At 31.4% G+C, this 12,208-nt stretch carries 10 protein-coding genes and 1 riboswitch; of the genes, 9 read left to right on the plus strand and 1 reads right to left on the minus strand.

Going from position 1 to position 12,208, the window contains the following annotated elements:
* From EK368_RS14975 to groL, 3 genes are all read left to right on the plus strand, one after another.
* Positions 1 to 205, plus strand: a 205-nt coding sequence (locus tag EK368_RS14975) for a hypothetical protein (protein WP_202976483.1), incomplete at its 5' end; no start/stop codon positions are given.
* Positions 206 to 481: 276 nt separating this feature from the next.
* Entirely contained in the window at positions 482 to 766 is a 285-nt protein-coding gene (gene groES / locus EK368_RS12505; RefSeq protein WP_129600209.1) for a co-chaperone GroES, read from the plus strand.
* A 34-nt stretch (positions 767 to 800) separates the two neighbouring features.
* Positions 801 to 2,429 carry a chaperonin GroEL gene (groL, locus tag EK368_RS12510; RefSeq protein WP_129600210.1) on the plus strand — a complete coding sequence of 543 codons (1,629 nt, stop codon included), beginning with the start codon at positions 801 to 803 and terminating at the stop codon, positions 2,427 to 2,429.
* A gap of 40 nt (positions 2,430 to 2,469) precedes the next feature.
* Here groL and EK368_RS12515 read toward each other — a convergent pair whose 3' ends face one another.
* A complete protein-coding gene (locus EK368_RS12515; protein ID WP_129600212.1) occupies positions 2,470 to 2,748 on the minus strand; it encodes a spore coat protein in 279 nt (92 codons plus the stop codon).
* Positions 2,749 to 3,193: 445 nt separating this feature from the next.
* Between EK368_RS12515 and EK368_RS12520 the strand changes: the two genes are divergently transcribed.
* From EK368_RS12520 to guaA, 6 genes are all read left to right on the plus strand, one after another.
* Positions 3,194 to 4,492, plus strand: a complete 1,299-nt coding sequence (locus EK368_RS12520; protein ID WP_129600214.1) for a helix-turn-helix domain-containing protein — start codon at positions 3,194 to 3,196, stop codon at positions 4,490 to 4,492.
* 263 nt (positions 4,493 to 4,755) lie between these two features.
* Positions 4,756 to 6,285, plus strand: a complete 1,530-nt coding sequence (locus EK368_RS12525) for an AbgT family transporter (RefSeq protein ID WP_129600216.1) — start codon at positions 4,756 to 4,758, stop codon at positions 6,283 to 6,285.
* A gap of 19 nt (positions 6,286 to 6,304) precedes the next feature.
* Positions 6,305 to 7,492 (plus strand): M20 metallopeptidase family protein, encoded by a 1,188-nt coding sequence (locus EK368_RS12530; protein WP_129600218.1) that lies wholly within the window; start codon positions 6,305 to 6,307, stop codon positions 7,490 to 7,492.
* Positions 7,489 to 8,754 carry an amidohydrolase gene (locus EK368_RS12535; RefSeq protein WP_129600220.1) on the plus strand — a complete coding sequence of 422 codons (1,266 nt, stop codon included), beginning with the start codon at positions 7,489 to 7,491 and terminating at the stop codon, positions 8,752 to 8,754. Before EK368_RS12530 ends, EK368_RS12535 begins: the two co-directional genes overlap by 4 nt.
* 111 nt (positions 8,755 to 8,865) lie before the next feature.
* Positions 8,866 to 8,967, plus strand: a riboswitch (purine riboswitch).
* A 116-nt stretch (positions 8,968 to 9,083) separates the two neighbouring features.
* Positions 9,084 to 10,544, plus strand: coding sequence for an IMP dehydrogenase (guaB, locus tag EK368_RS12540; RefSeq protein WP_129600222.1), 1,461 nt, complete (start codon positions 9,084 to 9,086; stop codon positions 10,542 to 10,544).
* A 12-nt stretch (positions 10,545 to 10,556) separates the two neighbouring features.
* Positions 10,557 to 12,092 carry a glutamine-hydrolyzing GMP synthase gene (gene guaA, locus EK368_RS12545; protein ID WP_129600224.1) on the plus strand — a complete coding sequence of 512 codons (1,536 nt, stop codon included), beginning with the start codon at positions 10,557 to 10,559 and terminating at the stop codon, positions 12,090 to 12,092.
* Positions 12,093 to 12,208: the final 116 nt, after the last annotated feature.

A 12,208-nucleotide genomic window follows, 5' to 3' on the forward strand; every position in this document is an offset into this window, starting at 1 on the left:
ACCAGGAACAGGCTTTGGACCAGGAACGGGCTTTGGACCAGGAACAGGCTTTGGACCAGGAACAGGCTTTGGACCAGGATATGGATATGGACCAGGATATGGATTTAGACCAGGATATGGATTTAGACCAGGATATGGATTAAGACCAGGGTTTGGATTAAGACCATGGTTTGGCCCTTGGTTTGGATTTGGTAGATTCTGGTAAAAAATATAATTATAAAAAAGCCTTCTGTAAAAAAACAGAGGCTTTTTTATGGATAAAAGAAAACAAAAGAAAAAAAAAGAAAAATATAGATTTTGTTTGAAATAAGAATAAAATATGATATAATAGTCCAAAATCATGAATATAATGTAAAAATAAAGACATATGATATTTGATTAATAGAAAAAGATATAATACATTATAATTAGCACTCGACGAGAGTGAGTGCTAACAATATAAAACATAAAAAATTATATATATAATTAAGGAGGGGTTTTGATGAACATCAAACCATTAGGTGACAGAGTAGTAATCAAAAAGTTAGAGGCAGAAGAAAAAACAAAAAGTGGGATTGTTCTTCCAACACAAGCGAAAGAACAACCTCAAATGGCAGAAATTGTAGCAGTTGGACCAGGTGGAATGGTAGATGGAAAAGAAGTGAAAATGGAAGTAAAAGTAGGAGATAAAGTGATTTTTTCTAAATATGCAGGAACAGAAGTAAAATATGATGGAGTAGAATATACCATCTTAAAGCAAAGTGATATTTTAGCGATTGTTGAATAAGTAAAAAAGACTACATATAGGGAGGTAACAGAAAATGGCAAAAGAAATTCAATTTAGTGAAGATGCACGTCGTAAATTAGAAGCTGGTGTGAACAAACTTGCAGATACTGTAAAAGTAACTTTAGGACCTAAAGGAAGAAATGTAATTTTAGATAAAAAATTTGGTTCTCCACTTATTACAAATGATGGTGTAACGATTGCTAGAGAAATTGAACTAGAAGATGCATATGAAAATATGGGAGCACAATTGGTAAAAGAAGTGGCTACAAAAACAAATGATGTGGCAGGAGATGGAACAACTACAGCTACATTGCTTGCACAAGCAATGATTAGAGAAGGACTTAAAAATGTTGCGGCGGGAGCAAATCCTATGATTTTACAAAAAGGTATTCATGGAGCTGTTAATGCTGCGGTAGAACAAATTAAAAATATTTCTAAAACTATTGAAAGCAAAGAAGCTATTGCACAAGTTGCATCTATTTCTGCTGGAGATGATACAATAGGTAAATTAATCGCTGAAGCTATGGAAAAAGTAGGAAAAGATGGAGTGATCACTGTAGAAGAATCAAGATCTATGGGAACTACATTAGACGTAGTAGAAGGTATGCAATTTGATAGAGGATATGTATCTCCTTACATGGTAACAGATGCAGAAAAAATGGAAGCAGTAGTAGAGAATCCATATATATTAATTACAGATAAAAAAATTAGCAACATTCAAGAAATTCTTCCAGTATTAGAACAAATTGTACAACAAGGAAAGAAATTAGTAATTATAGCAGAAGATATTGAAGGAGAAGCATTAGCTACATTAGTAGTAAATAAATTAAGAGGAACATTTGAATGTGTAGCTGTAAAAGCTCCAGGATTTGGTGATAGAAGAAAATCAATGCTTGAAGATATTGCAGTTTTAACAGGTGGAACTGTAGTTTCAGAAGAGTTAGGATTAGATTTAAAAGAAACTACACTAGATATGTTAGGTCGTGCAAACTCTATTAAAATTGATAAAGAAAATACAACAATTATAGATGGAGCTGGAGATAAAAAAGCTATTGAAGATAGAGTAAGACAAATCAAAGCTCAGATTGAAGAAACTAGTTCTGATTTCGATAAAGAAAAACTTCAAGAAAGACTTGCAAAACTATCTGGTGGGGTAGCAGTTATTGAAGTAGGTGCAGCAACTGAAACAGAATTAAAAGAAAGAAAACTAAGAATTGAAGATGCACTAAATGCTACAAGAGCAGCTGTTGAAGAAGGTATTGTAGCAGGTGGTGGTACTGCACTTATCAATGCAATTGATGCTGTAGAAAAATATACTGAGACTCTACATGCAGATGAAAAAACAGGAGCTATGATCATCAGACGTGCTCTTGAAGAACCAGTAAGACAAATTGCTACAAATGCGGGATTAGAAGGATCTGTTATTGTAGAAAAAGTAAGAAATAGTGAAGTAGGAGTAGGATTTGATGCATTAAATGAAAAATATGTAAATATGATTCAAGCAGGTATTGTAGATCCTACAAAGGTTACTCGTTCTGCTCTTCAAAATGCGGCATCTGTATCAGCTATGCTTTTAACTACTGAAGCTGCTGTAGCAGATATTAAAGAAGAAAATCCTGCACCAATGCCTGGAATGGGCGGAGGAATGCCAGGTATGATGTAATATAAAAAGAGAATGACTTTTAGTCATTCTCTTTTTATATTTATATAAGTTGGTTTTTTAGCATATTGAATTGATTTTTTATACTTTTTATGTCTTGTATAGAAGATAGAGTTATATTGTCCCAACCTCTTTGATCCATAGCATTTAAAATATCTTCTTGATTTTTAGATATGTTTTGTTCACACTGAGTTAATAAATTTTTGAAATCATCACATGAAGACTCAGAGATTCCTAAAATATAAGCAGATGCAACTTGCTTTTCAGATAATAAAAGATCTTTTATTAATTCTTTTTCTGTAAAGCTCGTTTGATAATGCATTTATAGGTACTCCTTTCTATGAAGTATTAACTATATGTGTTTAAGTAATGTAATAAATTTTCAAAATTATTTTTATGTCTTTGTGCACCTTGTCTGCATATATATTGAAGCTGTGGATCTATAAAACTTTTGGCATATTCATTTAATTTTTTATTCATGATAGATTCATAGTTAAGTTGAGCTTGTAGAATTTTTAAATTTGTAGGATCAAATAAATTGTAGGATTGATGATTGATAAGATAACCTCCTTTGTAGTGAAAAAGATTCCATAAGTATATTATTATTATGCTATGAAGAATATAATATATAGCTTGAAAAATATAAATATATAACTTTAAAATAACTTATCAAGATAAAACTATTAATTTTAGAAAAAAATTCTTCATAGATAGAAAAAATGATAAAATATAATTTGTACAAGTAAGTATGTAAAAGGTGGGCAATTATGAAAATTAAATTAGGTATTATTGGTTCTACAGAAACAGTAGAAAGAGTGAAAGATATATTAACTGAATTTGAAGAGAAAATAGAACCTTTTATTTATTGTTATAAACATAAGCAAGAAACTCTTACAATACTTAAGGAATGTCAGGAAAAAGTAGATGTACTTTTATTTACAGGACAAGTTCCTTTTGCTATTGCTAAAAAGGAGAATATGATCTACAAACCTTTTGTTTTTATTCCTAGGACAGGAACAAGTGTATATAGAGTTTTTTGGCAGATGAATGTGGAGGGAATTGATTATAAAAAAATTAGTTTCGATACTCTTGAAAAAGAGAATATACAAGAAGCTATAAAGGATTTAGACATTCCTATTGAAAAATTTTATGTAAAATCTTATCCAGGAGACATTGATTATAATGATTTAGTAAAATATCATTATAAATTGTGGAAGGAAGAAAAGGTAAATGCTGTAGCAACTTGTTTAGGAGAGACATATAGAAATTTGAAAAAATTAGGAATTCCTGCATATAGGCTTTATCCTACAAGACCCTTAATAAGAGAATATATTACAAAAGCAATTTATAAAGGAAATGTAGAAAGAATAAAAGCTACACAAATAGCTCTTCAAATCGTAAAGACAAAAAATAAAAGTAGAAGTATATCCTCAGAATATGAATTTTTAAAGTTAAAGAATAAATTAGAAGAAGGATTGATTTCTTATACGCAAGATAACTTTGGATCAATTTTTCCATTCGGAAGAGATGAATATTTAATATTTACTACAAGAGGAGCTATTGATGCCCATTGTCAGGAATTTAATATTCCTCATTTTATTCATCCTGAACAAAATATAGACATTGAATTGGCATCGGGTATAGGATTTGGAAATACTATTCATGAAGCGGAAGTTAATGCAAGGATTGCATTAGATTATGCAATAAAAGAAGATAGTAATTGTTGTTATATTATGGATGAGAAGTCTGTACTTTCAGGACCTATTTACGAAAAAGATTCTTCTCCATTAAGCTATGATCTTATAGTAGAAGATGAAGAAATTCAAAAAATTGCTAAAGAAATTCAAATTAGTCCCACTTATGTTTGTAAGATGAAATCAATTTTTAACAAGATTGGTAGAAATACTATCGAAGCAGAAGAATTGGGAAATTATCTAGGTATCAGTGTAAGAAGTGCAAGAAGAATTTTAAAACAAATTGTAGACGCCAAATATGGAAAAAATATAGCACAAGAAAGTAGAACAGGGATGGGTAGACCAAGAAATATCTATGAAATTACATTTTAAAAAATAAAAAGTAGGAAGAAAACTTCCTGCTTTTTATGACTTTGCTAAAATATAGTTTGTCAACAGTCTAAAACTAGGAAGAAAACCTCCTAGTTTTATTTAATTAGAAAGTTATAAACGCTAAAAATATAATACTGACAAGTTGTAATATTAATAAAAAATTTTTTTTTCTAAACATTTAAAAAATAGAAGGAATTTTTTGATATATGTAGAATATACTCTATTAAGGTCATGACCAAAATAAGACTGAAAGGGTGAAGTGTATGGTAGAAAATTCTCTGAAAAAGAAAAGCATGTTCAGAAAGTTCTTAGATTGGGTAGAAAGGGTAGGAAATAAATTACCACATCCATTTACTTTGTTTGTCATGTTAGCTGTAGGGATTATGGTTATTTCTGCTATTGTTGCAGCTGTAGGAGTTAAGGTGATTCATCCTGGAACACAAGAAGAGGTAGTTGTAAAAAGTTTATTTTCAAAAGATGGAATTTTGTGGATTATAGGATCTTTTCTAGATAATTTTATAGGATTTAAACCTTTGGGGCTAGTACTTGTAATGACTTTTGGGATAGGGCTTGCTGAAGAGGTAGGATTTGTATTTACTTCTTTGAGAAAATTGATTCTAGGAGTTCCTAAATCTTTAGTGACAGCTACTGTTATTTTTGCAGGAATTATAGGAAATCTTGCCTCAGATGCAGCTTTTGTTGTCATTCCTCCTCTTGCGGCATTAATTTTTTTGGCAGTAAAAAGACATCCTCTTGCTGGAATTGCAGCAGGCTTTGCAGGGGTTGGGGCAGGGTTTACTGCTAATTTATTAGTAGCAGGGACAGATGCTCTTCTTGCGGGAATTACAAATGAAGCTGCAAAATCTGTAGTAAGTGATGCAGTAGTATCTCCAGTATCTAATTGGTATTTTTTGATTGCTTCTACTTTTGTTTTAACTTTTGCGGGAGCATGGATTACTGATAAAGTTGTAGAACCACGATTAGGAGAATATAAAGGAGGTGTAGAAAAAGAATTAGAAGAGTTAACATCTCTTGAAAATAAAGGATTAAGAAATGCAGGAATAGCAGCAATGATTTATATAGGAATATTATTAATTGGAATTGTGCCACAAAATGGAATGTTAAGACATCCTGAAACACATACGATTATTCCATCTCCATTCTTAAGTGGCATTATCCCTATTCTAATGATGCTTTTTATTATAATAGGATTATCTTATGGAATTACTGTAGGAAGTATTAAAAATGAAAAAGATATCCCTAGAATGCTTGGAAAAGTTATAAAGGGTATGTCTGGATATATTGTACTTGTTTTTGCTGCATCTCAGTTTATAGCATTTTTTAATTGGAGTAATATGGGTACTGTTATTGCAGTAAGGGGTGCAGATTTCTTAGAAAAAGTAGGCTTTACAGGTATTCCGTTAATTGTAGGTTTTATTATTGTTACTACTATTGTAAATTTATTTATTGGAAGTGGCTCTGCAAAATGGGCACTACTTGCACCTATATTTGTTCCTATGCTTTCTTTAGTTGGTTTTTCTCCAGCATTTATACAATTAGCTTATCGAATTGGAGATTCTGCAACAAATCCTATATCACCACTTTTTCCATATTTTCCTGTTATCTTGGCTTTTGTTCAAGAATATGATGAAAATGCTGGAGTGGGAACACTTTTATCTCTTATGATTCCTTATAGTTTTTCTTTTGTAGCTATATGGATTGTACAAATGATTGTTTGGATGAGCTTTAATCTTCCACTAGGACCAGATGCATTAGTATATTTAATTAAATAATAGGAGGGAGAAGAATATTATGAATAAAATAAAAGAAGAAATTCATAAGATTTATTCAGAAGTGGTAGCATGGAGACGATATTTTCATATGAATCCAGAGTTAAGTGGAGAAGAAAAAACAACATCACAAAAAATTGAAGAGCTACTAAGCCTATTACCTCTAGAGGTAAAAACAGGAGTAGGTGGATATGGAGTAGTAGGTCTTTTAAGAGGAAAAAAGGAAGGAAAAACTATTGCTTTAAGAGCAGATATAGATGCACTACCTATAAAAGAACAAAATGATCACTCATATGCTTCAAAATATAGTGGCAAAATGCATGCTTGTGGCCATGATGGGCATACAGCTATTTTGTTAGGAGCAGCTTATGTACTATGTGCTTTAAAAGATAAAATACAAGGAAATATTAAATTCATTTTTCAACCTTCTGAGGAAAAAGCTCCTATAGGAGGAGCAGGACCTATGATTGAGGCAGGTGTTTTAGATCATCCAAAAGTAGATGCCATTGTAGGACTTCATATTTGGCCTAATCTCCCAAAAGGAAAGATTGGTATAAAAGAAAATGCTATTATGGCCTCTTCAGATCCTTTTTGTATTGAGATATTTGGGCAAAGTGGGCATGCTTCAGCACCAGATGAAAGTATAGATGCTTTAGCTGTCGCCTGTCAAGTAGTAAATATGCTTCAGAATATTGTAAGTAGAAATACAAGTCCTTTAGAATCTGCAGTACTAACGGTGGGAACATTAAAAAGTGGTACAAAATACAACGTAATTTCGGATTATGCACTACTAGAAGGAACTGTAAGAACACTTCATCCAAATGTTCAAATGAATGTAGAAAAAAGAATTAAAGAAGTAGTAGAAGGAGTCTGTAGTGCTATGGGGGCTAGAGGAGAGGTTTACTATGAAAGGGGATATCCTGCTTTAATAAATGATAAAGATATAGTAAAATTAATTGAAGAAGTAGGGATCAAATTAATTTCTAAAGAAAATGTAGTACAAATAGAAAAACCTGCTATGGGAGGAGAAGATTTTGCAAATTATGTACAAAAAGTACCAGGAGCATTTTTTTGGCTAGGAGCAAAAGAAGAATCTTTCTATCCTATTCATCATCCTAAATTTGATTTTGATGAAGAAATTATGAAAATAGGTATAGAAATATTTGTTCATACTGTATTAGATTTTTTGGGAAAGGAAAAGAAAAAATGAATAATATATTATTAAAAGAGTTGATTAAACTTAGACGCGAGTTTCATCAATGTGCAGAAATAGGATGGCTTGAGTTTGAAACTACTATTAAAATTATTTCATATTTATCAGAGTTAGGACTGGAAATCAAATATGGAAAAAGTATACATAAAAATAGATTAGGACTTCCTAGACATGAAGAAATGAAAATACATAAAGAGAAGGTTTCTTATCTAAAACCTCCTTTTGAGATAAAAGAAATACTACAAGGATACACAGGGGTAGTAGGAATTTTAGATACTCATAAAAGTGGACCTACTATAGCTTTTCGTTTTGATATTGATGCAAATGGTCTAGATGAAAAAAAAGAAGGACATAGACCTTTTATGGAAGGATTTGCATCTAAAAATAATAAAATGATGCATGCTTGCGGTCATGATGGACATATTGCCATAGGACTTATGATTGCTAAATATTTAGTAGAGCATAAAGAAGGTTTAAGGGGAAAAATATTATTGATATTTCAACCAGCAGAAGAAGGTGTAAGAGGAGCAAAGAGTATGGTAGAAGCTGGTGTTTTAGATCATATAGATTATATATTATCTGGACATATTGGTTTTATGGCTAAAAAAAATGAAGTCATATGTGGAGTAGGGGGATTTTTAGCTACAGAAAAAATAGATATTAATTTTTATGGAAAACCATCTCATGCAGGAGCTTGTCCTGAGCTTGGTAAAAATGCTCTTTTAGCTGGAGCTAGTTGTGCCATTCATCTTCATACCATTACTCAATTTAGTAGTGGTATGAGTAGAATGAATGTAGGTGTCTTTCATGCAGGGACAGGTAGAAATGTGATTCCAGATCAAGCAAAACTTGAGATTGAAACTCGTGGAGAAAGTAAAAAAATTAATGATGAACTTATTAAAAGAACTTATGAAATAGTAGAAGGAAGTGCTAAGTTATATGATGTAGATTATACAATTGAGCATGTAGGAAGTGCTAAAGCTTATGAATATAAAAAAGATCAGTTTGGTGAATCTATAGCATCTTTATTAAAAGATAAAGGATTTCAAATTAAAGAAAATGGATTTTTAGGGGGATCTGAAGATATTACTTATATGTTTGAGGCTGTAGAAAATCAAGGGGGAAAAGCTTTGTATATGGTATTTGGAACAAAGCTAAATGCTCCTCATCATAATAGTAGCTTTGACTTTGATGAAGATGTTTTATATGATGGGTATAAATGTTATATTCATATTATAGAAAAATTAATGAATAAATAATGAAGTGTCTGTATAGACACTTTATTTTTTACTATGAAAGTATTTTAAATAAAGACAAATTGTCTTTTGCATATTGACAGAAAACTACATATCTGATACGTTATATAGAAAAATAAAATAATTTTGTACCCTCATATATACTTAAGGATATGGCTTAAGTGTTTCTACCAGATTACCTTAAATAATCTGACTATGAGTGGAATTATTATAAAAAATTTATGGATGATTTTTTAGATCCATGTAATAATTTCACTCGTGAAATATACATGGAATTTTTTGATGCTTACTAACCAAAACTATACTAAAGATAAAAGAAAGGATGGATCCACATGGAAGATAAATTTGTAAAAGAAGGGTTAACGTTTGATGATGTACTTTTAATTCCTCAAAAATCTACTGTGTTGCCAAAAGATGTACAAACAAAAACAAATTTAACAAAGAAAATCAAATTAAATATTCCTTTTATGAGTGCAGGAATGGATACGGTAACAGAAGCAAAATTAGCGATTGCAATTGCAAGAGAAGGTGGAATAGGAATTATTCATAAAAATATGTCTATTGAAGAACAAGCATTAGAAGTAGACAAGGTAAAAAGAAGCGAACATGGTGTTATTGTAGATCCATTTTATTTATCTCCAGAGCATATTATTGAGGATGCTTTAAAATTAATGGAAAGATATCATATTTCAGGAGTGCCTATTACAGATGAGAATAAAAAGTTAGTAGGAATACTTACGAATAGAGATATTCGATTTGAAAATAATGTAATGAAGAAAATTAAAGATGTAATGACTAAAGAAAATTTGGTTACAGCAAGAGAAGGAATATCTATGCAGGAAGCAGAAAAAATATTAAAAAGTAGAAAAATAGAAAAGCTTCCTATTGTAGATGAAGAAGGATATTTAAAAGGATTAATTACAATTAAAGATATAGAAAAAACTATTAAATATCCTAATTCAGCAAAAGATGAAAGAGGAAGACTTCTAGTAGGTGCTGCCATAGGAATTACTGGAGATATGATTGAAAGAGCCCAAGCGATCGTAAAAGCAGGAGCAGATGTGATTGTAATTGACACAGCTCATGGACATTCACAAGGAGTAATTGAGGCAGTCCAAAAAATAAAATCTACTTTTTCAAATATAGAATTAATAGCTGGAAATGTAGCTACAGCTGAAGCAACAGAAGAACTAATAAAAGCAGGAGCAGATGCAGTAAAGGTAGGAATCGGACCTGGTTCTATTTGTACAACAAGAGTCGTAGCTGGAATTGGAGTTCCACAAATTACAGCTGTATATGATTGTGCAAAAATGGCTAACAAATATGGTATTCCAGTAATTGCAGACGGAGGAATTAAATATTCTGGAGATATTCCAAAGGCTATTGCAGCAGGAGCAAGTGTATGTATGTTCGGATCATTATTTGCAGGAACAGAAGAAAGTCCGGGAGAAACTGTAATCTATCAAGGAAGAAGCTTTAAAGTATATAGAGGAATGGGATCAACAGGAGCTATGGAAGCAGGAAGTAAAGATAGATACTTCCAAGAAGATGCCAAAAAATTTGTTCCTGAAGGAGTAGAAGGAATGGTTCCTTATAGGGGTTCTTTAAAGGATATTGTTTATCAATTGGTTGGAGGATTAAAAGCTGGAATGGGTTATTGTGGAACTGCTACCATAGAAGATTTAAAAGAAAATGGAAAGTTCATAAAAATTACTTCAGCAGGACTTACAGAAAGTCATCCACATGATATAAATATTACAAAAGAAGCACCAAACTATAGTGTACGAGGTTAAGGGAGGGCAAATATGAATAGTAAAGAATTAGTACTTGTCATTGACTTTGGAGGACAATATAAAGAATTAATTGCAAGAAGAGTAAGAGAAGCCAATGTATATTGTGAAGTAATGCCTTATACAACTCCACTTGAAAAAATAAAAGAGAAAAATCCAAAAGGATTTATTTTTACAGGAGGACCAGCAAGCGCTTATGCAGAAAATGCTCCTTCTATTACAAAGGAAATATTCGAATTAGGAATACCAGTTCTTGGAATTTGTTATGGAGGACAATTAATTTCTCATTTACTTGGAGGAAAAGTAACAAGAGCAAATACTAGAGAATATGGAAGAGTAAATTTAAATCTTAAAAATAAAGAAGGAATATTTAAAAATATAGACGATGCTTCAAAATGTTGGATGAGTCATACGGATTTTATTGAAAAAGAACCTGCTGGATTTGAAATTATCGCTACTACAGATCATTGTCCAGTAGCTGCTATGAGAAATGATGAGAAAAAAATATATGCAGTGCAATTTCATCCAGAGGTAGAACATACAGAAAATGGAAAAGAAATGATTAAAAATTTCTTATATGAAGTATGTAATTTGAGTGGAGATTGGAATATGCATGATTTTACTCAAAAATCTATTGAAGAAGTAAAGGAAAAAGTAGGAAATAAAAAAGTACTTTGTGCCTTATCAGGAGGAGTAGATTCTTCTGTTGCAGCAGTATTGGTTCATAAAGCAATAGGAGATCAATTAACTTGTATATTTGTAGATCATGGACTTCTTAGAAAAGATGAAGGAGATCAAGTAGAACAAATATTTAAAGAAAAATTCCATATGAATTTGATTCGTGTCAATGCACAAGATAGATTTTTAGGAAAATTAGAAGGTGTAACAGACCCTGAAACAAAAAGAAAGATCATTGGAGAAGAATTTATTAGAGTATTTGAAGAAGAAGCTAATAAACTTGGAGAGATTGATTATCTTGTACAAGGAACAGTTTATCCTGATGTAATTGAAAGTGGTACAGATACAGCATCTGTAATTAAAAGTCACCATAATGTAGGTGGACTACCAGAAGATATGAAGTTTTCTTTAATTGAGCCACTAAGACAATTATTTAAAGATGAAGTAAGAAAAGTTGGAGAAGAATTAGAGATTCCAGAAGAAATCGTATGGAGACAACCTTTCCCAGGACCAGGTCTTGCTATTCGTGTACTAGGAGAGATTACACCAGATAAACTTGAAATAGTAAGAGAATCAGATGCTATTTTAAGAGATGAAATAAGAAAAGCAAATCTTCATAGAGAAATATGGCAATACTTTACATGCTTACCAAACATCAAAAGTGTTGGTGTAATGGGAGATGAAAGAACTTATTCTCATGCAGTAGGAATAAGAGCAGTAACTTCTTCAGATGGAATGACTTCTGATTGGGCAAGAATTCCTTATGAAGTTTTAGAAAAAATATCTAATCGTATCGTAAATGAAGTAGACAATGTAAATAGAATTATTTATGATATAACTTCTAAACCACCTTCAACGATAGAGTGGGAATAGAAAGTAGAAAGCCTACAATCCTATAAAATAAGGATTTGTAGGCTTTTTTTGACTGGCTCTATGTCAATAGTTGGGGTGGGATTGTTCATAATCCTGCTCCATTACTTTATTAGAGA

Origin of the sequence: Anaerophilus nitritigenes, assembly GCF_004138215.1 — a bacterium.
Taxonomy (GTDB): Bacteria; Bacillota; Clostridia; order Peptostreptococcales; family Thermotaleaceae; genus Anaerophilus; species Anaerophilus nitritogenes.

Excerpts from the sequence above, each read along its gene's own strand:
- groES (WP_129600209.1), top strand. The coding sequence starts at position 482 with ATGAACATCAAACCATTAGGTGACAGAGTAGTAATCAAAAAGTTAGAG.
- groL (WP_129600210.1), top strand. The coding sequence starts at position 801 with ATGGCAAAAGAAATTCAATTTAGTGAAGATGCACGTCGTAAATTAGAA.
- EK368_RS12515 (WP_129600212.1), bottom strand. The coding sequence starts at position 2,748 with ATGCATTATCAAACGAGCTTTACAGAAAAAGAATTAATAAAAGATCTT.
- EK368_RS12520 (WP_129600214.1), top strand. The coding sequence starts at position 3,194 with ATGAAAATTAAATTAGGTATTATTGGTTCTACAGAAACAGTAGAAAGA.
- EK368_RS12525 (WP_129600216.1), top strand. The coding sequence starts at position 4,756 with ATGGTAGAAAATTCTCTGAAAAAGAAAAGCATGTTCAGAAAGTTCTTA.
- EK368_RS12530 (WP_129600218.1), top strand. The coding sequence starts at position 6,305 with ATGAATAAAATAAAAGAAGAAATTCATAAGATTTATTCAGAAGTGGTA.
- EK368_RS12535 (WP_129600220.1), top strand. The coding sequence starts at position 7,489 with ATGAATAATATATTATTAAAAGAGTTGATTAAACTTAGACGCGAGTTT.
- guaB (WP_129600222.1), top strand. The coding sequence starts at position 9,084 with ATGGAAGATAAATTTGTAAAAGAAGGGTTAACGTTTGATGATGTACTT.
- guaA (WP_129600224.1), top strand. The coding sequence starts at position 10,557 with ATGAATAGTAAAGAATTAGTACTTGTCATTGACTTTGGAGGACAATAT.